This is a genomic window from Moraxella ovis, from assembly GCF_900453105.1.
GTDB classification, from domain to species: Bacteria; Pseudomonadota; Gammaproteobacteria; order Pseudomonadales; family Moraxellaceae; genus Moraxella; species Moraxella ovis.
This window is the reverse complement of sequence record NZ_UGPW01000001.1, coordinates 841,750-864,669: the sequence shown is the minus strand read 5'-3', so window position 1 is coordinate 864,669 and position 22,920 is coordinate 841,750. Positions and strand designations below refer to the sequence as shown.

Sequence of the window (22,920 nt, the reverse complement as noted above, 5' to 3'; positions counted from 1 at the left end):
TCCCCTATTTAATTATAAAATATAGAAATACCATAATTTATTTTATGAATATCTCTTATCAATTGTATCAAAATATGTTTTAATACGCAGAAAAATTAAGGGCTGTCATATTGTTTTAACAACAATGCCAGACAAAATCAGTCGATACTGCCAGCTCTTTATGATTAAAATAGCCGTCTCGTTTCGGCTAGATTAAACTTTTTAAACCCGCCTTTTTTTGGTTGGTTAATTCTTTATTTTTCATGAGATATCACATGACTACCATCGTTAATGCTGCAGAATTTGTCCGTCATCAAGCCCTAGTAAACTGGGTCAACGAGATTGCGCAGCTTACTAAGCCTGCTGCCATCGAATGGTGTGACGGTTCAGACGAAGAATACAAACGCCTAATCAATCTAATGATTGATAACGGCACCATGGTGAAACTAAACCAAGAAAAACACCCCAATTCTTATTTGGCCTTCTCAGATCCATCAGACGTAGCGCGTGTTGAAGACCGCACTTTCATCTGCTCAGAGCAAGAAATCGATGCTGGCGCAACCAACAACTGGCAGCACCCAGACGAGATGCGTGCTAAGCTTGAAGGTCTATTTGATGGCTGCATGGCGGGTCGCACCATGTATGTTGTGCCGTTTAGCATGGGTCCGCTGGGTAGCCACATTGCCCACATCGGTGTTGAAATCACCGACAGCCCTTATGTTGTCGTCAGTATGCGTAAGATGGCTCGCATGGGCAAGGCTGTCTATGATGTACTAGGCACAGATGGTGAATTTGTACCATGCGTGCATTCTGTTGGTAAGCCATTAAGCGATGGCGAGAAAGATGTGGCATGGCCGTGCAATGATGACAAGTACATCGTCCATTTTCCTGAGACTCGTGAAATCTGGTCGTATGGCTCAGGCTATGGTGGTAATGCCCTACTTGGCAAAAAATGCCTAGCCCTTCGCATCGCCTCTGTGATGGGTCGTGAACAAGGCTGGCTGGCTGAACACATGCTAATCCTAGGCGTTACTAACCCAGAAGGCAAAAAACACTACATCGCTGCCGCTTTCCCATCAGCGTGTGGTAAGACTAACTTTGCCATGCTCATTCCGCCAGCAGGTTATGAGGGATGGAAAGTAGAAACCGTAGGCGATGACATCGCTTGGATCAAGCCATCAGCAGATGGCAAACTTTACGCCATCAACCCAGAAGCAGGATTTTTTGGCGTAGCACCAGGAACAAACACCAAGACCAACTCAAACTGCATGAGCACTCTAGGTTCAGACGTTATCTATACCAACGTTGCCATGACTGAAGATGGTGAAGTATGGTGGGAAGGCAAAACCAAAGAAGCACCAGAAAATCTAATCAACTGGAAACGTGAAAAACACACAGGCGCAGAGAAAGCTTCTCACTCAAACGCACGCTTTACCGTATCTGCTGCTCAGTGCCCATCTATCGACCCACAATGGGAAAACCCTGAAGGCGTGCCCATCTCTGCCTTTATCTTTGGTGGTCGTCGCGCTGACACTGTGCCATTGGTATCTGAAGCCTTTGACTGGGTGGACGGCGTATATAAAGCCGCAACCATGGGTTCTGAAACCACTGCTGCCGCTACAGGCGCTCAAGGCGTGGTTCGTCGCGATCCATTTGCGATGCTACCATTCGCTGGTTACAACATGGCAGACTACTTCACCAACTGGTTAGAAATGGGCGAAAAACTTGAAAAACTAACCGCTGAACACGGCACTCAAATGCCAAAAATGTTCAAAGTGAACTGGTTCCGTCGTGACGAGAATGGTGATTTCGTCTGGCCTGGTTTCGGTCAGAACATGCGTGTTCTAGAATGGATCATCAACCGCTGCGAAGGCAAGGCTAATGCTGTTGTTACCCCGATCGGTCTCGTTCCTACCTACAACGACATCAACTGGGCAGAATCAGACTTCAGCGAACAGCAGTTCAACCTAGTAACTAGCCAAGATAAGGCCGCATGGGTTAAAGAACTGCAAGATCACAAAGACCTATTCAATAAACTAGGCGAGCGCATGCCACAGGCTCTGATCAATCATCAAGCCAAACTGCTAAATGACGTGCAAGCTCTATAATTGCTGATCTAAAAAACGCTCCGTAAATCGGGGCGTTTTTTTCGTCTATAGATTCATCATCATAAAATATCAAAAAAAACGGTCAACCTTAAATCATGATACAATAACATAATAACGCCTCACAATAAGCCGATATGATGGGATGCTTATGAATATTCATCAGGATAAATACCATAATAAGAGCAGCGTGAAAGTTTGGATACTAAAGGACAAACAGGACAGATTGGTCAAATCCGCCTTTACTAAGGCAGAATTTTCACATACAGAACAAGCCAATCTTCAACCATTGATTCTCAAAAATTCACACAATTACATCACCTTGCTCTACCCTGCTGCCGGTAGCTTCTGTTCGCTGAAGGCTTGGCAGAATGTTATGCACAGGCAACTTATGCTCATCAACAGGTTGATAAAGACGGTAAACCGATGCTGGTAGATTTGGTTGATGGTGAACTAAAACCTTTAACTTGTGAACATAAATAATCATCAAGCATCCAAAACAAAAAGGCAGATCGCTCTGCCTTTTTGTTAAGTTTATTCAATCAAGCAAAAAACTCATCTTCAAATGCCATGATGCTTGATGAGCCTGCCTGCGCCATGTCGGCATGCGCATAAAGTTTCGGCAAGATTCTTTGGATAAAGTATTCCGCGAGTTTTAGGCGCTCTTCATAAAACTCACCTGGCTTGCCTTGGCATGCCCGAACGATAAGCACATACATATAAGCATAGCACAGATAACCCACGGCATGCAGATAATCCACAGCTGAGGCATTGATGGCATGAGCGTCTGTCTTGGCAGTATCCAGTAGCTGCTCAGTCAAGGATTTAACACGCTTGGCGGCCGAGATGGTCGCATCCTTGATGGCGTGATCAATATCTTGACAAGCTTCATTAATCTCATCAATCAGCGCAAAGATCGCTACCGCATTATTTTTAACCACCTTACGGCCCAATAAGTCCAAAGCTTGGATACCATTCGTGCCTTCATAGATCTGACTGATGCGTGTGTCACGCACGATCTGCTCCATGCCCCATTCTTTGATGTAACCATGACCACCAAATACCTGCTGACAGTCGATGGTGGCGTTGAACGCCATGTCTGTCAAAAATGCCTTGGCAATTGGGGTTAATAATGCAACCTTGGCAGCGGCAGCTGATTTCGCCTGCGCATCGTCGCTGAATTTGGCAATGTCTAGCTCTCGTGCCACATACATGGCAAATGTTCGTGAGGCGACGCTATTGGTCTTGGCATTTAGGAGCATGCGACGCACATCACCAAACCCGATGATCGGATCAGCGGCTTTGTCGGTATTTTTGATGCCATCATCATGCCTGCCTTGTAGGCGATCTTTGGCATAGGCAGCGGCATTTTGATAAGCCAAAACGCTTGCACCCAGACCCTGAAGTCCCATCGTGACGCGCTCATAGTTCATCATGACGAACATCGTGGCAAGTCCCGTGTTCTCAGCGCCGACCATATAGCCTTTGGCATTATCGAAATTCATCACGCAGGTTGCTGATGCCTTGATGCCCATCTTATGCTCAATCGATCCAGCTGCTACGCCGTTACGCTCGCCTAATGTACCATCGTCATTCACTAGGAATTTTGGCACAATAAAAAGCGAAATACCCTTAGAACCAGCAGGTGCATTCGGCGTCTTAGCAAGCACCAGATGCACGATATTATCCGTCAAATCATGCTCACCGCCTGTGATGAAAATTTTGGTGCCTGTGATCGCATAGGAGCCATCATCATTCGGCGTGGCTCGCGTCTTGATGATGCCAAGATCCGTGCCTGCATGCGCTTCTGTCAGACACATCGTACCAGACCATTCTCCTGAGTATAGTTTTGGCAGGTATAGCGCCTTTTGCTCATCACTGCCGTTAGCCAATAAGCATAGCGTCGCCCCGACTGTCAGGTTCGGATACAGCGCAAACGCCTGATTGGTAGAGAACATCATCTCCTCGGTGAGTATGGTCACCATCTTTGGCATGCCCTGCCCGCCAAAGTCTGGATCACCGCCTAAGCCAATCCAGCCCATGTCGCTGTACTGCTTGAATGCGTCTTGAAAGCCACTCGGTGTAGAGACCTTGCCGTCGCCTAGATATTTTGCACTCTCATCATCACCTGACTGATTCAGTGGTAATAATACGTCACGGCTAAATTTTGCCATCTCATCTAAAATCATGTCCACCGTATCTGTATCCATGTGCGACAGGCTGGGTGTATTTTTCCAAAACGTCGGGGCATCGAACACGTCTTTTAGGGTAAAACGCATCTCATCTAGCGGTGCTGAATAATTTAACGTCATAATAAACTTCCTTTTTTAAAGCCGTTCTTTATCCTTTATAGAAACATATTTTAATGTCTCGGTCAAGATAAAGATTCGACGGGCAACTGTCTGAATCACTTACTAATTATTTACTCTAAAAGAAAGGGTTTAAACTTGCAATCGCTTAGACAGACTCAGCAGTCATTTTATGCGCTTGCCAATAGGTTTGCTGATTTCCATTTTTTATTTCCCAAAATGCGCTTTTAAGGAGTAAAAATTTGGCAAATAAATCATTTCATGCTTTAATAGCCACTTTAATAAACCATTATTCCAAATAATAAATTTTAATCATCAAGCCGCCCATGAAAACACCCATCATCATCAGCGCCACTTTTAAACAATCACCTGCCGATTTTATCGTCACCGAACGTATGGACATTGATTTTGATGGTACGGGTGAGCATCTGTGGCTGAATATTAAAAAGATTAACATGAATACCGTCTTCGTCGCACGCCTGCTGTCTGAATGGGCACAGATTCCTGTGCGCGATGTGGGCTATTCTGGGCTAAAAGACCGTCACGCCGAGACTTATCAATGGTACAGTCTGCGCTTGCCCAAGAAAACTGCGCCCAGTGTGGATTTTGACGATTTTATTGCTGATAAATTACAACAAGATGAGAAGATTGAGATTCTGCAAAGTCATTGGCATGGCAGAAAATTAAATCGCGGCACGCATAAATCCAACTACTTCACGATTACTTTAAGAGACGTGCAAGGCAAGGTAGATGATATCGAGGCCCAGCTATCAGACATCGCAGCTCACGGGGTGCCAAATTACTTTGGAGAACAGCGATTTGGGCATGATGGCGGTAATCTAACCAAGTCGCAGGATTTTTTTGATAAAATCATAAACAGTGCCAAACCCTATAAACCCCGCAAAAAAGACCTAGAACGTCATGGCATGCTCATCTCTGCTACGCGCAGCCATTTGTTTAATGAAATTTTGGCATTGAGGGTCGCCAATCACACATGGGACAAAGGCGTGACAGGCGATGTATTTAACCTGAACGGTACAGGCTCGGTATTCACCGCCCAGCTCGATGATGAGGTACGAGCCCGCCTTGACGCCAAAGACATTCACCCTACCATCTCGCTATATGGCATAGGTGATAATAAAGCCACTGACGATGCGCTCGCTCTTGAAAATCAAGTATTTAACGATGTCAAATACAACACGCTCATCCAAGGCCTACAAAAGGTAGGTGTAAAAGCATCAAGACGCGCCACACGATTATTAATCAGTGATATGAATTGGCAATGGATCGATGGCAATCTAGGGCTAAATTTTGAACTACCCAAAGGTGCATTTGCCACGGTGGTGCTTTATGCCCTTGCGCAGAATTTAAAAGAGCCCGATCGCAGACAGGTGTGATTTATCACATTTTATAAACAAATTGTCACGCAATATACAGATTCACCCACTATAATAGGTGTATTTATTTTATTTAATCATAGATAATTCATAACTTAATATGTCAAAGAAACTCTCCTTGCTTACACTGTCGATTTGTTTTGTCATTCAAGGCAGTGCGCACGCTTTTGTTATTACAGATGGCAAAAAAGTCACGCCAACAACCGATAATGACAAAGCCACACCAGACAAACTTGTCAAAAACAACAATGATGATCTGGACGAAAGCCGCTCTGATGAATCAGAATTTGATGCGTCAGATTTAGAAAATACAGACAATCAAGACAGCCAAGATGCCAAAGACAACGATGAAAAACCAGAACGTCCGATCTGCTCACCTGACGCGCTGGCGGTAGGCATTCAGCATTTTTCTTATGATGAGATTTTTGCTGAGGATTTGGTGTGGAGTGGCTACGGCGGTAAGAATGAAGAAAACAAACTAATCCACAAAGACGTCAAAGAGCCACTGCAAGCTCTGGTCAAGGCTGCCGCTAAAGATAAAGTTGCGCTATATCCCAGCTCAATTTTCCGCTCAGTGAGACTGCAAGACACCATCATTAAACGCAAAATTCGTCAAAAACAACCGCCCAAGACCATCTATCACACGTCATCGCCTGCAGGCTACTCTGAGCATCACACAGGCTATGCGGTGGATTTTGCGCCGATTGATGCCAAATTCGCCAAAGGTAAGGGTTATAAATGGCTGATGGAGCACGCCCATGAATACGGTTGGGAGCAGACCTTTACCAAGGAATATAGCGAAAAAAGCGGCGTATCTGAAGAGTCGTGGCACTGGCGATACGTTGGTGATGAGCACGGTCAAACGATCTTCGCACCCAGAGAATGCCAAGCTATAGAGGTAGAGACTGATGAAGCTGATACACTAGATGAGACAATCGAGGACAGTAAAGAAAATCCAAAAAACAAAGAAACTTCGTCGAAGCAGTAAAAGTCAAATAGGCAATAAAAATCCAACCATTAAATTATAAGGTTGGATTTTTTATTAAAGCTTCGCAACATAAGACAGCGCTTCATCCAAAACCGCAGTGGCATGATCACTATATCCCGCACCAGGGGCATTAATCATGCCAATAAACACATACCACCTGCCTTGGGTGTCCATAACGTAGCCTGCCAGACTCTTAACATTATTAAGCGTACCCGTCTTAATATGCGCATGCCCAATGGCAGGATGCTCAGGATCTCGCTCCGATAGCGACATCATCGTGCCAGATTGACCAGCGATTGGTAGAGAAGCCTTAAACACTTCAAAATTCGGCTGCTGATAAGCGAAAGCAAGTAGTTCAGCCATCGCTGCTGGCGTTATCGCACAGTCTCGGCACAGTCCCGATGCTCGGCTCATCATGGGCGGCTGGCTACTTAGGTGCGCCTGCCACCATTTGCTAATAAAGTTAAGCGCACTCGGATAGTCAGAGACTGGGTCACTCACTCCTGCCACCCCCATTGATAATGGCAAAGACAGCGCCACTTGCTCGGTCATCACGTTGTTAGAGTATTGGTTGATGAGATAGATCTGCTCGCTTAAAGGCTTGGAAGGATAAATTAACCAAGCAATACCAGGGCTTACAACATCATCAATACGCACCCGCCCTGCGAACCTCTCATCAATCGACTGCCATATTCCTTTTACCGCCTTGATTGCCAAAGTATCAGCATCGCTGAACGTCAACCAATACGATTGACGACCACAGTCAGCACGCGTACCACCAAATACGGTCAGCTTCTCATCATTTAGGTGAAATTTATTTTCGCTTAAGCAGCGTGTATCATTGGCAGAGATCTGACTTGGTGCACTAAAATCTGCCAATGGTGGCAGCACCTGCAAGGCAGCACTTTGATGATCGCTTGGGACAAACTTGGTTGTCTGACCTGTTGGCATCTGAATAATCTCATCACGCCCTGATGGCAACACATCAATCTCAACTGTGCCAAAATTCACCAAAAAAGCATTCGGCGCAGCATTATAAGCACGCATTCCCTGCCCATCAAAGGCATTAATGTTAAATTTAACATCCTGGAATGCAGAGTTATCGATGACGATGTCGCCTTGAATGTGGCGAATACCCCTCGCCTCAACCTGTCTTAACATGGCGCGCAGACGATCATGCGTCATGGCAGGATCGCCAAACCCTTGAATCACAAGGTCACCGTACAGCGTGCCATTCATAACCACACCTTTAGGATGAACGCGCGTTATCCAGCGATGGTTCTCCCCCAATGTGTGCAAGGCGATGAATGTCGTGACAAGTTTTTGGGTGGAGGCAGGTGTGCGCAGCTTATCAGCACGATGACGAATGATGGGTTCGAGTCTGGTGTTGGCATTGGCAGTATTAGAAAGATCACCATCTAATGGCTCAACCCAAAAGCTCACCTCATCATCAGACAGCCCTGCAACCGCCATCTTTTCACGGATGCTTTGTGGGAGTGTGGCCGCGGGCAAATCATAGGTGACAACAGTCGCCCTAGGATCATCGACCACATTAGAACTCGGCTCATTCGCCCATGACGTTGTCGCCATAACACCAAAAGCCGCCATCAGCCATCGATACATAAATACTCCGCACACGTTTATGATACATAGTGAGCCTAATCATCATTCAGATTATAAGCTCAAATACTTTAAGCAAAATAACGATCCAAGCCTTCTTGGATGCCTGAACTGATCACACCCTTTAATGGCTTCGCCAAAAATGCTAAATCCGCCTCAAAAATAACCTTATCCGCATCCAAAAAAGCACGCCCGTCCACACCTGATTTTTTGATGGCGACAGTATCCGTATCAATGCCCTGCTCGTAGGTGGCATCTACCCCAAAAGTCGCCTTGGCCTCCTCCAGCCATTTTTTGGCTTGAGTGCGCGCAGTTTCTAAGTCAAAATTGTGGCGTTTCTCGATGCGAATGCCAGGCATAATCTCTCCAATAAATAAACACAATAAAAAAGATTGCTCATTGTAGAACAATCTTTTGGCAATTACGATATAAAATATGTAAACATTATAATCTTAAGGTTGCCATTAGGTCTTTGGTAGAGTAACACCTGTTTGACCTTGGTATTTTCCGCCACGGTCTTTGTAGGAAGTCTCACACACTTCATCGCTTTGGAAAAATAGCATCTGAGCCACACCCTCGCCTGCATAGATGCGCGCAGGTAGGTTTGTGGTATTACTAAACTCTAGTGTCACATGTCCTTCCCATTCAGGCTCAAGTGGGGTCACATTAACAATAATGCCGCAGCGTGCGTAGGTGGATTTGCCCAAGCAGATGGTCAATACATCACGTGGAATCTTAAAGTATTCAACCGTACGCGCCAAAGCGAATGAGTTTGGTGGAATGATGCATTCATCACCCACCACATCAATGAAACTGCGCTCATCAAAGTTCTTAGGATCGACAATGGCAGAGTGTACATTGGTGAATACTTTGAATTCATTGGCGCAGCGCACATCATAGCCATAGCTTGAGGTACCATAGCTTACGATCTTATCGCCACTTTCGTTGTGTCGCACTTGATTCGGCTCAAATGGCGAGATCATGTCATGCTCAGCTGCCATTTGGCGAATCCAACGGTCGGATTTAATGGACATATTATTTCCCAGTATGAATTTGTCATTAATTTGCCGTCATTATAATGGATAAGCTTAAGTTATTCAATGCAGCCATCAGTTAAAATATACGACCATCTTTGCGACTTCTGGCGAATTTGCCAATGCCTTCATCGATGTTCTTAGCGATGTCATCATAGATGTGCGCAATGCTAGAACTGATGAGCTTTGGTGTGCCATTATCCATCTGCTCACGGATGTGCGCATTAACGGGCAGCTGCCCTAACAGTGGTACGTCGTACATGGTCGCCATATTCTTACCACCATCCGCGCCAAAGATATGATCGACATGCCCGCACTGGCTACATACATGCAGCGCCATATTCTCAACAATACCAAGTATGGGAATGTTAACTTTATGGAGCATCTCAACGCCTTTTTTGGCATCGAGTAACGCAATATGCTGCGGTGTAGTCACTACGACCGCACCCGTGACAGGAATGCGCTGCGCCAAAGTCAGTGTAATGTCACCTGTGCCAGGTGGCATGTCGATGATCAGATAATCCAGATTTGGCCAATTGGTCTGATTGTACATCTGCATCAGCGCGCCTGTCGCCTTAACGCCGCGCCAAGCGATCGGTGTATTGTCCGTCTCAATCAGATTACCAATTGACAGCATGGCAAGTCCGTCCGCCTCGATTGGTACGAATTGGTCATTTTCAACATTGGGTTTTACCCCTGCCATGCCAAGCATATCAGGAATGGATGGTCCATAGATGTCAGCATCCAAGATGCCAACTTTTTTACCAAGTCTTTGAAGCGCAAGGGCGATGCTCACCGTCGTGGTGGACTTACCCACACCGCCTTTGCCTGATGCCACAGCGATGATGTGACGAATGCGTGGATGCGGCGCGATGTCGCTTTGGGTGGGTGCACGCTTGACGGGGGCAGGTTCTGCTTCTTTGGACTCGGTTGGAATATAGGTCTGAGCCGCCCCATCTCTAGAGGCTGGCACAGTATCAGACAGTACGACATTTAGATTAACTTCCTCAACACCGATCGTGTGCAGACGTGTGCGAAGCGCGTGATAGACGTTTTCGAGCTGCTTTTGATCTGCATCTTTGTGGATTTTTAGTGATAAATTCACCACATCGCCGACGATTTTGCTGCTTATCACATGATGATTGAGCGGCTGTCCGTATAGGTTAAATTCAGCTATGCTCTCATCCACATCCGCCTGAGAGAACTTATTTTTCTTAAAAATATTAAACATGATTTGCCTTATTATAATGATTAACCAAACAATCCATCAGTGCGCGCCTTAGATAAAATGCCCACATAAGACACACAGAACAACATGAACGACAACACCCAAGCCACTTGCGACACCAGCACCCAAGTCATGTAATCACCGCCAAACATCGGCAGCAGCACTCGGCAGAGCGCTGACACGATCATCAATACAAAGATCGCGCCCACTGTCTTGGGTGGCTGATGAATGTTGCGCCCAGTGTGCCCCAACGCCACTCGTGCCATCATGGCAACCGTCATCAGCCCCACACCGAACAGCGCCAGTCCATGCAGCCCCAAGGCATGCAGATTCATGCTGCTATCAATGAACGGATACACCACAAAAATCAACATACTCACCGTCATACCTGCAAATGCAATGACGAGTGACCACAACAAGGGTTTTTGCCAGATGCCTGCATGATACCAGTTTTTGAGGCGAAGCGCATTGACAATGAAGCAAATTAAAGCAAAAATCGCTGCAACCTTCGGCATGACGACAAATAAATCAAACACAATAAAGCCAAACAGTCCCACGAGATTCGCCCTGTCTAGCAGCGCAGAATTTTTTTGTTCCACATTGATGCCGTTCGGCTTACCATCGTTATTAACACTGATGCCCTTAACAATAAAAAATGGCAAAACACGACGACCGATGGTGAAAACCACCCCAATCACCAAGTATAACGCCGCATATAGAGATACCTGCTGCATGCTCAGATGATTGGTAAATACACCCACATAAAATGCCAACTGCGCGATGTATAGCAAGGTTAGCTTGGCAACAATGCCAATTTGGCGCTTTTGGCGCGCTGCCCAGACTGCTCTAATCACAGCAAACGAAGTCAATCCCCAAAACAGCATATCAAGCACAAAGGCCACCACAAGCATGGCATTGCTTGGTACAGCATGCGCGCCCATCCACATAATACGCGCCAGTGCCCACGGCAAAAATATCGCAAAAAGCTTCCAACCATAAGGCATGGGCTGATTCGTCCATGTCTTGACCGCCGTCAGTAGAAATCCTGCAATCACCGCCAAAGCATAGCCAAACACCATCTCATGACCATGCCAATAAAAAGGATTTATTACACCTTTAAATGGCGCAAATCCTTGTAAGATCGCAAGCCATAACAGCATGGCAACCACTGCAAATAGCGCCGACCCCACAAAGAAAATCCTAAATCCAAGATTTAAAATCGGGTGAGGCGACGTGGGACGTTTGGCGGTATTTTGGATATTCATGAGCATGGCGAGCGCCTTATGTTTGCAGTTTTATTTTTATATGATACGCCTTTTATATGGCATTTTCAAATTATCCAAAAGCGGTAGGCGGTGCACTGATTTTTTGATAAAATATACAGTTTTATCATGAAGAATAGACATGCCACTTCTTACCGCTGACTTTGACTACCATTTGCCTGATGAACTCATCGCCCGTTATCCGCTTGCCGTACGGTCAAGTTCTCGCCTGTTGCACGTGCAAGGCGACACGCTTACCGACTTGAATTTTACCGATTTGCCTGATTTATTAAACAAAGGCGATTTGCTCGTCCTTAACGATACCAAAGTCATGAAAGCCCGTCTATTTGGGGTCAAGGACACAGGCGGATCGGTGGAAGTACTGATAGAACGCATTACCGACCACGGCAATCACATCGCCCATTGTCATGTACGCTCTAGCCGTGCGTTAAAGGTAGGGCAAACGGTGAGTCTGGCAGACGGAGGCATGACGGCGACCATGTACGGACGGGCGGAAAATTTGTTTATCCTGCAATTTGATGCACCGATTTTGGCGGATTTAGAACGTTATGGACAAATGCCGATTCCGCCTTATTTTGAACGCACAGCAGATGACACGGATGACACCCGTTATCAGACGGTATTTCACGACCCTGCCAAGCAGGCAAGCGTTGCCGCCCCGACCGCCAGTTTACATTTTGATGATGAGACCTTAGCATGTCTTACCGATAAAGGGGTAGAGATTGCCTTTGTAACCTTGCACGTGGGGGCAGGTACGTTCGCCCCTGTCAAGGCAGACGATTTGACTGACCACATCATGCACGCCGAATACGCCCACCTGCCACAGGTGACTGCCGACAAAATCAACACCACCAAGGCACAAGGCGGACAAGTCATCGCCGTGGGGACGACCGTAACTCGCACGCTTGAAACTGCCCATTTGCACCGTGTGGACGGACAGCTTACCGAGTTCGCTGGCGATACGCAGATTTTTATTTATCCGCCTTATGATTTTGGTGTGGTGGATAGGCTGATTACCAATTTTCATTTGCCAAAATCCACGCTTCTGATGCTCGTATCCGCCTTTGCAGGCACGGATAACATCAAACACGCCTATGCTCATGCGATTGATAAGAAATACCGCTTTTTTAGTTATGGCGATGCGATGATTTTGGATAAGTCTTGATAACTCTTTTTTAACCATTACCCATTTAAAAAAACAACAACACATCATGAGCGACAACAAAGACACCCAAGACGATGAGATTGAGTTTAGTCAAGACGAGCTTGAAGAGCTCAAAAAACAAGGCATCGATGACGATGAGCTTGATGACATCGTCAAATCAGTCAATAAAGCACTGTCTGACAACGCCAACGCCAAAGAGGCTTATACCACCTATGATAAGATGGATTTCACCCCTTATCATGCAGATGGCACACCATTGATGTCGGCCTATGTCGCGATTAATTTCTTTGAAATTAAACACAAACCTAAGAAAAAGAGTAAAACTGACGACAAAGACAGTAAAGGCGATAAAGCAGCGACACTTAGCGAAAAGCAGTCCACAGAATCAGCAACAACGACAAATAAGACTGCTGATAAACCACCCAAAATCTCAAACGTTGCAGACAACACCAAAGACAAAGGCGACTCTACCAAAACATCTGATAGCGAGAACGAAAGCGACGATGACAAGCAAAAACAAGTTGACATCGTCCGCACCATGCTTGCCAAAAAACACAGCGAAAAAACCGTAGACCACAAGAGCGTACGCATTAATATCGAGGCTGGCGCCCTACCAACCAAGATGTTCTTTATCATGAATGGTCTATCCGCCATCATCGCAGGCTATGGGCTTCTTGCCAATTCACCCGCGGTGGTGATTGGCGCCATGCTGGTCGCCATGATGCTATCGCCCATCACCAGTGCCGCCCTTGCCGCGATTGATGCGCGACTGTCATTATTAAAAACCTCCCTAATGACGTTATTCGGCGGCGTGTTTGTCATTTATGCTGTTGGCATGGTGCTTGGACTGTTATACCCTGACAACGTGATGACGTCCGAGATTCTATCTCGAACCGCACCAACAACGATGGATCTAATAGTGGCCTTAGCTGGTGGCGCGGCAGGTGCGTACGCCATGATATCCCCTAATCTATCGGTGGCAGTCGTTGGCGTTGCGGTAGCGACCGCCCTAGTTCCGCCACTGACAGCAAGCGGCATCCTCCTATCAGCGGGCGAAGCAAGGCTTGCCATGGGCGCGCTGATACTTGCCATTACCAACATGCTCGCCATCCAATTCACCAACGCGCTTGTTCTGTGGTTTGCAGGATTTCGCCGCACCCTTGATGATAAGGATGTCAGTAAGCTTGGTCAAATTGGATTATTCCTAAAACGAAACAGCGCAGTACTTCTTGCACTTGTGCTCATTGGCGGCTATCTGTCGATGAACCTAAAGCAAACCTTAAATGAGCAAAACTTTGAACGCCAAAGCATCGCACTGATCGAAGAAAACCTTCAAAATCAACCAAACCATCTCATGTCCCAAAATTTCTCTCAAAATAAGGACACTCGAACCGTTCGCTTAGTGCTAGAAGGTACCACACCGCCAACACAGGCGCAGGTCAAACAGCTTGAACAACAAATTCAAGACATCGCTAACCACAGATTCAAAGACGGTAAAGCCATCAGCCTACAAGTTCGCTTCATCCCGCAGATCATCATCGAATCTGATGGAGTGAATCGCCATGATGTCAAGCTTAGCTCTGATGACATCAAACAGCGAGAAAGCAGCATACCCTAGCATTATTTCAATGTCAAATTATGCTATAATAGCCAGTTTTGAAAATTAATTATTCGGATATTCATGAAATTCACACTACATAAAACCGACACAAAAACCCGAGCTCGCCGTGGCACGGTGCACCTAGCTCATGGCGAAGTTCAAACCCCTGCCTTTATGCCTGTGGGGACGTATGGCACGGTCAAGGGCATGCTCCCACGAGACATTCACGCCATTGGGGCGGATATTATTTTGGGCAACACCTTTCATCTGTGGCTACGCCCGACCACAAGCGTGATTGATGAGTTTGGCGGATTGCATGAGTTTATCGGTTGGGATAAGCCGATTTTGACCGATTCGGGCGGTTTTCAGGTGTTCAGCCTAGGTGCGATGAGAAAAATCACCGAAGAAGGTGTGCATTTTCGTTCGCCTGTGGACGGCTCCAAGGTGTTTTTGTCGCCTGAGATTTCCATGCAAATCCAAAACTCCCTAAACTCCGACATCGTCATGCAGTTTGACGAATGCACGCCCTATCCTGCCACGTACAAAGAGGCCCAAAAATCGCTTGAATTATCACTCCGTTGGGGGCAACGCTGTCTTGATGAACATCACAAACTGGGCAACAAAAACGCTCTGTTCGGTATCGTGCAAGGCAGTATGTACGAAGATTTGCGGATGCAGTCCTTGACCGCCTTGACCGACATGCCCTTTGACGGCTATGCCATTGGCGGACTGTCGGTGGGTGAGCCAAAAGACGAGATGATAAAGGTATTAGACTACCTGCCAAACCGTATGCCGTCTGATAAGCCACGCTATCTGATGGGCGTGGGGACACCGTCCGACATCGTGGAGGCGGTAAGACGGGGCGTGGATATGTTTGACTGTGTCATGCCGACCCGTAACGCCCGTAATGGACACCTGTTTACCAGTACAGGGGCGGTTAAGATAAAAAATGCCGTTCATCGCCATGACAAAAACCCATTAGATAGCGAGTGCGACTGCTACACTTGCCAGAATTTTAGCCGTGCCTATTTGCACCATTTGCATAAATGTGGCGAAATGCTCTCAGCCCAGCTAAACACCATTCATAATTTGCGTTATTATCAAAATCTTATGAAAGGCATTCGTGAAAGCCTAGAAAATGGGACGTTTGATGAGTTTGTGGCGACATTTTATGCCAAGCAAGGTTTAGAAGCACCTGCCCTTTCATTAAAATAAATCATTTAGCTTATTATCATCTTACAATCCACCCACAATAAAAAAACACACGCTCAATTGGACGTGTGTTTTTTTGATTTTAATTACTGATCGTTTGGCACTTTATCCATATCAATGTCAGGATTTTTTACCAGATGGATGGCCGATAGAATCAACCCACCCCAAATCGCTGACAAAGCAACAATCATAATCATCAATGCTGTACTATTCATGATAATCTCCTTTTTGTGCATCATGTGAGCTGTGACCTTTAGTTTTTGTCAATAGCAGTGCACCAAGGGCAAACACAGCCACGACACCCCAGCCAAATACTGCTTGGGTCACAAAGTCATAACCACCATAACCTTCAGTCAGTAGTGATTTAACACTTAAAAGAAGTGCGATAATCAATGAAATCGGCGTGATGACGGTTAGCATGAACGCCCAGCCTTTGCCAATTTTGATGCTTGAGATGCCATTGATATGACGGATTAGCTTATCAAGTAGGCCACGGTTTAGCCATGTTACCCAGATGATGGACAGCACTGCACCAAATACAACGCCGATGTTATTAGCGAAGTGGTCAATCACGTCAACGAAAGTGATCGCGGTTTTGGTTGAGAATAGCGCCAAAGAAATCAATGCAGAGATACCACCAACTACGGTAACGGCTTTCTTATGAGACCAGCCAAATTTATCTTCAATTGCAGAGATTGGCACTTGGATGATACTTGCCATCGACGTCAAGCCCGCCACGAATAGCGAAGCAAAGAACAGCACACCAATGATCGTACCTGCCTCGCCCATGCTAGAGATGATTTTAGGGAAGGCTACGAATGCCAGGCCAATACCGCCCGATACCACTTCTGCTACTGGCTTGCCTGATGCTACCGCCATAAAGCCAAGCACCGAGAAGATACCAATACCTGCCAAAATCTCAAAAGATGAGTTAGCAAAGCCCACCACCAAGCCAGAACCTGTTAGGTTGGCATTGCGCTTTAGGTAGGATGAATAGGTTACCATGATACCAAAACCGATCGACATCGAGAAGAATACGTGTCCATAAGCAGCCAGCCATACTTTCGGGTGTGCCATGGCTGTCCAGTTCGGTGTGAAGAATGTATTTAGACCTTCCACAGCACCAGGCAAGCGCACTGCTTGAATCACCATGATCACGAACATCACCACCAAGAGCGGGATAAAGATCTTATTGGCTAGCTCAACACCCTTACGGATACCACCATACATGATGAACAGCACCACAGCCCACACGATCAAGATACCAACGAACAGACTTGGTACGAACGTGAAATCCAGGCCAGAACCATTTTGTAGATAATGATTAAAGAAGAACCCTTCCGTGTCTTCGCCCCACGCCTGACTGAATGAATACAGCGTATATTGGCCCGCCCAGCTAAGTACGCTTGCATAGTAGATGCCGATCACCGTACATACAAGCACCTGCCACCAGCCCACGCCTTCAGCAGATCTCACCATGCGACGATAGGCCGTTGGTGGTGCGCCGCGGTATTTTTGACCCGTGACGTAGTCTAGAAACAAGAGTGGGAAGCCTGCTGTCAGCAAAGCAACCAAATAGGGAATAAAAAAAGCGCCGCCACCATTCTCATAAGACACATATGGAAAACGCCAGATATTTCCCAAACCGACTGCCGAACCAATGGCAGCCAAAATAAAACCAGAGCGTGCTGACCAACTCTCGCGTTGTGCCGACATAAGCCCCTCCTTAATTTTTATCCATCTTCCATCGCCAGCATTCCAGCCCAACGATACCACTTCTATACAAGACAATGCTTTCTGTACATAACATTGCCATAATGTTGCTAGTGTAGTTTGATTTATTAACGCAAAAAAGTCAAGAGAAATAAAATACAAAAACCCATAACGTCGAGTTATGGGTTTTTGTGTGTGACGGCGCGTTAAAATCAGCCTAACGCGTTAATCCTCGCCCGCTATTCTTTAATGAATCGATGAATAACTGAACCTTAGGCTCTGCAGGTAGCATTTTTTCAAGCTCGGTCAGCGCTTGATCGCGAATCATCCCAGAACGGAAAATCACGCGATATGCTTCATCAAGCGCTTTGATGGTGTCGCCACTCCAACCTTTGCGGCGCATACCTTCTTTATTAATGCCGTGCACTTTGGCAGGATTGCCCGATACCATGGTGAATGCAGCCACATCTTTTAGGATAAGGCTGGCACCGCCAATCATGCTGTAATCATCTATCTTGCAAAATTGATGAATGCCAGACTGACCGCCGATGATTACATAGTTGCCAATATGGCTATGCCCTGCCACACCCACATTGTTGGCCAGTACGTTATGATCGCCGACCATGCAGTCATGGGCAATATGCGTATTAACCATCAGCAGGTTATGACTGCCGATCTTAGTTAATGCATTATCCTGTACAGTACCTCGGTGCAGTGTACAAGACTCTCGAATGCGGTTATGGTCGCCTATTTCAAGATAAGTTTCTTCGCCTGCGTATTTTAGATCTTGAGGATTCTCACCAACGCTGGCAAATTGATAAATCTCATTATACTGACCGATCGTCGTATTCTCACCAACGATAACATGACTTCTTAGGACGCTGTGCGCGCCAATCTTACTGTTCTTGCCGATGATGCAATACGCACCAATCACAGCGGTGTCATCAATGATGGAAGAGTCATCAATGATGGCGGTTGGGTGAATATTCATGCTTATCCCAAAACTTTATTAACGTTCTTATATGTCATTATTGTAATACCAAATGACTTATAAGTCAGCCACTTTTTGACGAGCAATCATAATCTCAGCACTACAAGCCAGCTCACCATCAACATGCGCGGTACATTCAAATTTATAAATGTCACGCATGCTTCTGGTCGCCTTTGAGCGGATCACTAATGTATCGCCCGTGCTGACCATTCTTTTGAAGCGGACTTTATCCACACCTGCGAACAGATACAGATAACCACTTTTAGAAGTTTGTCCTGCGCTAATAAAGCCCAAAATCCCAGAAATCTGTGCCATCGCCTCAACCATGAGAACGCCTGGCATGATTGGGTTGTCAGGGAAATGCCCATTGAACAGCTCTTCATTGATGGTAATGTTCTTATAACCTGTAATCCAGTTATTCGGCGAGCAGGCTGTAACACGATCAATGAGCATGAACGGATAGCGATGCGGCAGATAATGCTTAATTTGGTCGTATTTCAGTGGCAAAGTAACACCGCGCTCTGACAGCGCGTCTAGATCTTCTTGGCTAAGTAAATCGACATCAAGATGGGTGTTTGACATGGTTTTTTCCTAAGATATTAAGTATGATTACTAATAAGTTTTGGGTGGCTGATGGACAATTCTCTGGTTACTTTTCACCAGATTGGCGGAATCTCACCGCCGCGCGTCGCCATTGCATTGACGGTAGAAGTCCCGTGCCTGATGAATAACTGCCAGATTCTTTGATATTACCCGTGACCATTGACATGCCCGTCAAAGTCACACCATCTGCAATCACCAGATGACCAGATATACCGCTAGCACCTCCAATGATACAATTACGTCCAATATGCGTCGAACCGGCGATGCCAACCTTAGCAGCGATGGCTGTACTGTCGCCAATATGGACATTATGGGCGATCTGCACCAGATTATCAATGATGACATGATTGCCAATGACGGTATCACCAACCGCACCACGATCGATACAAGTATTACTACCAATGCGTACGTCATCACCGATAATCACTCGACCAAGCTGTGCGATGCGCTGCCATTTTAGACCTTGAGCGGTGGGATTTGGCGCAAAGCCAAAACCTTCTGAGCCAATGCTTGAATTTGCATGGATGCGAACACGATGGCCTAACTGACTATGATGTGCGATGCTCACATGATGTGCGATATGACAGTCTTCACCAAGCACTGTGTGGTCTTCGATGCTCACAGACTGACCAATGATCGTTCCTGTGCCTATCTGCACACGCTCTCCGATGACACAATACGCACCGATCTCAACACCGTCTGCAATGATGGCGCTGTCTGCGATGATGGCGGTGGGATGAACGGCTTGCTTAACGATGTTCTTATAAGCAAACAGACCACTGATGGTCGCATATGCCAAATATGCGTCTTTGACAATGACAGTAGTCACACCTGTAGGCGCATGATTCATAAATTTTTCATTGATCAGCACCATGCCTGCGCGTGTGTTTGTAAGATGATCAATATATTTGGCGCTGGATAAAAATGCCACTTCATCAGCACCAGCACCCAATAGATTCGCCACACCTGTGATGTCTTTAGATGCTTCACTAGCACTAAGTGCAGCCTTATTGATGACAGGCTGCACTTGTTCTATGATATCAATCAGTTGAGCGATGTTCGCCATTAGAACACGCTGCCGATTTGGAATTGAACTTTCTCTGTCTTATCACCGTCTTTGCTGCCAATTGGTTTGGCATAGCTGATAGATAATGGACCAATCGGTGTGTACCATGTTGCACCAACACCCGCACTATAACGCAGATCTTTGTCTTGTTTAAGCAATGGGTAGCTGGTTGAGGTGGCTGCACCATTGGTAAGTTCATTAAGGTTAACCGTCTCTTTATCCATGCCTGTCGTATCAAACACCTGACCACCCTCAAAGAAAATCACAGGACGAACCTGATCCGCCCAATCCCCCTTGAACGGCATTGGTAAAATCAACTCAGTACCGAAGGTAGCCAGTGCATTACCACCTACGTTCTCCCCAAGCGCATAACGCTTATCAACACTTGCCACTTCATAAGGTTGCGAGCGAGGACCTAAGCTAGATGAATCATAGCCACGTACCGAGCCATAACCACCGGCATAGAAATTCTCATAAAACGGTAAATCATTACCATAGCCTAGACGTGTATAACCGCGTAGCGTGCTGCCTTTCCAGAATGGGATATAGATATTACCGTTATAGACCGCCTTTTGATAGGTTCTATCGCCAAAGCCTAAGGTCAGGTCCACATCATGACTCATGCCTTTGGTGGGGAATACAGGTCTATCTAAGCTTGAATAGCTCCAACCGAGTGTCGCACTGTATGAGGTGTAGTCTTTGTTAAAACCTGTGTTTGCTATCTCACCTTTGTCGTTGCGATAAGGCGTGATGTTACCACCGTCCTCAATCAGCTGCTTGACATTGCTGACCGCCATGCGGCTGCCGCCTTTTACTGAGGTGTTGTCAAAATTCAGACCAGCGATGATGCGTTGGTTTTCATTGATGGGGTAGCCATAGCGTAGGTTGGCACCGTAAGAGTCTAGGACATAGCCACGAATGTTTTTGCTGTCGTATTTGGTTTTACGATAATAAGCATTTAGGCTTTGAGACACACCGTTTTCGGTGAAATAAGGATCGGTAAGCCCAAAGCTATACACATCCCGTGTCTCAGAGCGGGCAAATGACGCATTGACGCGATTGCCCGTACCCATAAAGTTAGATTGCGACAGCTCAAACTGGAAGGTCAGACCGCCCGACTGACTATAACCAGCGGCAATCGTCGATGAGCCTGACGGCTGCTCTTCAACAACATAGTTAATGTCCACCTGATCAGGAGTGTTCGGCACAGGACGCACGTCTACTGTCACGTTTTTGAAGAATCCCGTACGCATCAGACGAGCGCGCGACAGCTGGATCTTAGAATTTGAAGCCAGTGCACCTTCTAATTGGCGCATCTCACGGCGTAGAACTTCATCCTTGGTTTTCATGTTACCACTAAAATTAATGCGGCGAACATACACAGGACGCACAGGGTCAATATAGTAGTCAATATCAACGGTGCGCGTTTCGTCATTGATGCGCGTGATTGGGCGGATTTGAGCGTAATAATAACCGTCATCACCGAACTTGCTGGCGACGCTGGCGGTCACTTCTTCAAGCTTAGCTTGTGAGAATGTTTCGCCTTCTTTGAAATTTACCAATTCATTAAGCTCAGCGACGTCATAAGTCACATTACCCAAGAACTGCGTCTTACCAAAGCTATACTGCTGACCTTCGGTTAAGGCAACTTCAACGAAGACTTTATTTTTCTCTTCGTCAATGTTTAGCGTAGAATTATCTACTTTAAAACGAACAAAGCCCTCATTCATATACAATGCCTGTAGCGCTTCTAGGCTGGCATTTAGTTTCTCTTGGCTATAGCGATCAGACTTTGACAGCGGATTCCATTTTTTGTCTTTTAGTGCGAATTCATCCTTGATGGTCTCATCGCTAAAATGCTGATTGCCGATGATATTCACATCGACAACGCGAGCTGCTTTACCTTCAATGAATTCGACGTCCAATTTAACACGGTTACCATCAAGCTGAGTCTGCTTAACCTTGATGTCGCTATTGTAATAACCTTGTGAGATGTATTGGTTTTTTAGCTCATTTTCGATAGAGTTTACGGTTGACTGCTTAAGCACATTACCAACCATCAGACCCGTGATTTTTAGACCCTCTTCAAGGCCTGCTTTTGGGATGAGTTTATTACCTTCAAAGTTAAGCTCAGCGATTACAGGACGTTCGGTTACATAGAATACCACGCGATCGCCCTGCACATCAGCCTGTACGTTCGAGAAATGCCCGGTTGCGTACAGCGCACGAATACTGTCTGCAAGCAGCTCATCGGTAACGCTCTGACCGATACGGATTGGCAAAGTGGTCTGCAAACTCTCTACAGTCACACGCTGCAACCCATCAATGGCAATGTCATTGGCAATAAAAGTTTCTGCATGAGCATAGGCACTCATTGCCATGATGACTGCCGCAGTGATCGAAGTGGTCGCAAAACCAGTAAAATTAGACATACGCATAAACCATATCCACGTAAAACAATTAAAATATTGAATTTATAAATTCCAAAATTTTGGAAATTTTTAAAATAAAGCTTTAAATAAGACGCCACCAAAAAACATTCGTATTTGGCAAAAACCGCCATGATTTTTTGATAAGCGTGTAAATAATTGTGCTAAATTAAGCGAAAAAAGCAATTTTGGCAAGTC

The 22,920-nt window shown here is 46.0% G+C and carries 19 protein-coding genes; 7 read left to right on the top strand and 12 right to left on the bottom strand.

Going from position 1 to position 22,920, the window contains the following annotated elements; genetic code table 11:
* Positions 1–254: 254 nt before the first annotated feature.
* Both DYD54_RS04315 and DYD54_RS04310 read left to right on the top strand, forming a co-directional pair.
* On the top strand, positions 255–2,087 hold the full coding sequence (locus tag DYD54_RS04315) for a phosphoenolpyruvate carboxykinase (GTP) (RefSeq protein ID WP_063513890.1): 1,833 nt from the start codon (positions 255–257) through the stop codon (positions 2,085–2,087).
* A gap of 148 nt (positions 2,088–2,235) precedes the next feature.
* On the top strand, positions 2,236–2,520 hold the full coding sequence (locus DYD54_RS04310) for a hypothetical protein (RefSeq protein WP_063513889.1): 285 nt from the start codon (positions 2,236–2,238) through the stop codon (positions 2,518–2,520).
* 106 nt (positions 2,521–2,626) lie between these two features.
* Here DYD54_RS04310 and DYD54_RS04305 read toward each other — a convergent pair whose 3' ends face one another.
* Positions 2,627–4,396, bottom strand: a complete 1,770-nt coding sequence (locus tag DYD54_RS04305; RefSeq protein WP_063513888.1) for an acyl-CoA dehydrogenase C-terminal domain-containing protein — start codon at positions 4,394–4,396, stop codon at positions 2,627–2,629.
* A gap of 323 nt (positions 4,397–4,719) precedes the next feature.
* On the opposite strand from DYD54_RS04305, the gene truD reads away from it, so the two are divergent.
* Together truD and DYD54_RS04295 are read left to right on the top strand one after the other, a co-directional pair.
* Positions 4,720–5,790, top strand: coding sequence for a tRNA pseudouridine(13) synthase TruD (gene truD, locus DYD54_RS04300; protein ID WP_063513887.1), 1,071 nt, complete (start codon positions 4,720–4,722; stop codon positions 5,788–5,790).
* 118 nt (positions 5,791–5,908) lie between these two features.
* Positions 5,909–6,778, top strand: a complete 870-nt coding sequence (locus tag DYD54_RS04295) for a M15 family metallopeptidase (protein ID WP_063513886.1) — start codon at positions 5,909–5,911, stop codon at positions 6,776–6,778.
* Positions 6,779–6,832: 54 nt separating this feature from the next.
* On the opposite strand, the gene dacB is transcribed toward DYD54_RS04295, so the two are convergent.
* The 5 genes from dacB to DYD54_RS04270 all read right to left on the bottom strand — a co-directional run bounded on the left by dacB (position 6,833) and on the right by DYD54_RS04270 (position 11,931).
* On the bottom strand, positions 6,833–8,401 hold the full coding sequence (gene dacB, locus DYD54_RS04290) for a D-alanyl-D-alanine carboxypeptidase/D-alanyl-D-alanine endopeptidase (RefSeq protein WP_063513885.1): 1,569 nt from the start codon (positions 8,399–8,401) through the stop codon (positions 6,833–6,835).
* A 68-nt stretch (positions 8,402–8,469) separates the two neighbouring features.
* Positions 8,470–8,757 (bottom strand): polyhydroxyalkanoic acid system family protein, encoded by a 288-nt coding sequence (locus DYD54_RS04285; protein WP_063513884.1) that lies wholly within the window; start codon positions 8,755–8,757, stop codon positions 8,470–8,472.
* Positions 8,758–8,862: 105 nt separating this feature from the next.
* Positions 8,863–9,432, bottom strand: coding sequence for a dCTP deaminase (gene dcd / locus DYD54_RS04280; protein WP_036362122.1), 570 nt, complete (start codon positions 9,430–9,432; stop codon positions 8,863–8,865).
* Positions 9,433–9,511: 79 nt separating this feature from the next.
* Complete coding sequence (locus DYD54_RS04275) at positions 9,512–10,663, bottom strand: Mrp/NBP35 family ATP-binding protein (protein WP_063513883.1); 1,152 nt, start codon at positions 10,661–10,663, stop codon at positions 9,512–9,514.
* 20 nt (positions 10,664–10,683) lie between these two features.
* Complete coding sequence (locus DYD54_RS04270) at positions 10,684–11,931, bottom strand: NnrS family protein (RefSeq protein ID WP_063513882.1); 1,248 nt, start codon at positions 11,929–11,931, stop codon at positions 10,684–10,686.
* Positions 11,932–12,064: 133 nt separating this feature from the next.
* Between DYD54_RS04270 and queA the strand changes: the two genes are divergently transcribed.
* From queA to tgt, 3 genes are all read left to right on the top strand, one after another.
* Positions 12,065–13,108: a tRNA preQ1(34) S-adenosylmethionine ribosyltransferase-isomerase QueA gene (gene queA / locus DYD54_RS04265; RefSeq protein ID WP_063513881.1), complete on the top strand. Its 1,044-nt coding sequence runs from the start codon at positions 12,065–12,067 to the stop codon at positions 13,106–13,108.
* Between the two features lie 46 nt (positions 13,109–13,154).
* Positions 13,155–14,726 carry a DUF389 domain-containing protein gene (locus DYD54_RS04260; protein ID WP_115265734.1) on the top strand — a complete coding sequence of 524 codons (1,572 nt, stop codon included), beginning with the start codon at positions 13,155–13,157 and terminating at the stop codon, positions 14,724–14,726.
* Positions 14,727–14,789: 63 nt separating this feature from the next.
* Positions 14,790–15,923, top strand: coding sequence for a tRNA guanosine(34) transglycosylase Tgt (tgt, locus tag DYD54_RS04255; RefSeq protein ID WP_063513880.1), 1,134 nt, complete (start codon positions 14,790–14,792; stop codon positions 15,921–15,923).
* A gap of 83 nt (positions 15,924–16,006) precedes the next feature.
* Here tgt and DYD54_RS04250 read toward each other — a convergent pair whose 3' ends face one another.
* The 6 genes from DYD54_RS04250 to bamA form a co-directional block, all read right to left on the bottom strand.
* A complete protein-coding gene (locus DYD54_RS04250) occupies positions 16,007–16,135 on the bottom strand; it encodes a methionine/alanine import family NSS transporter small subunit (protein WP_080945975.1) in 129 nt (42 codons plus the stop codon).
* Positions 16,128–17,636, bottom strand: coding sequence for a sodium-dependent transporter (locus DYD54_RS04245; RefSeq protein ID WP_063513879.1), 1,509 nt, complete (start codon positions 17,634–17,636; stop codon positions 16,128–16,130). Before DYD54_RS04245 ends, DYD54_RS04250 begins: the two co-directional genes overlap by 8 nt.
* 214 nt (positions 17,637–17,850) lie before the next feature.
* Positions 17,851–18,624 carry an acyl-ACP--UDP-N-acetylglucosamine O-acyltransferase gene (lpxA, locus tag DYD54_RS04240; RefSeq protein WP_046696774.1) on the bottom strand — a complete coding sequence of 258 codons (774 nt, stop codon included), beginning with the start codon at positions 18,622–18,624 and terminating at the stop codon, positions 17,851–17,853.
* Between the two features lie 57 nt (positions 18,625–18,681).
* Complete coding sequence (fabZ, locus tag DYD54_RS04235; protein ID WP_063513878.1) at positions 18,682–19,206, bottom strand: 3-hydroxyacyl-ACP dehydratase FabZ; 525 nt, start codon at positions 19,204–19,206, stop codon at positions 18,682–18,684.
* A gap of 67 nt (positions 19,207–19,273) precedes the next feature.
* Positions 19,274–20,293 (bottom strand): UDP-3-O-(3-hydroxymyristoyl)glucosamine N-acyltransferase, encoded by a 1,020-nt coding sequence (gene lpxD / locus DYD54_RS04230; RefSeq protein WP_063513877.1) that lies wholly within the window; start codon positions 20,291–20,293, stop codon positions 19,274–19,276.
* Positions 20,293–22,731, bottom strand: coding sequence for an outer membrane protein assembly factor BamA (bamA, locus tag DYD54_RS04225; protein ID WP_063513876.1), 2,439 nt, complete (start codon positions 22,729–22,731; stop codon positions 20,293–20,295). Before bamA ends, lpxD begins: the two co-directional genes overlap by 1 nt.
* Positions 22,732–22,920 lie beyond the last annotated feature (189 nt).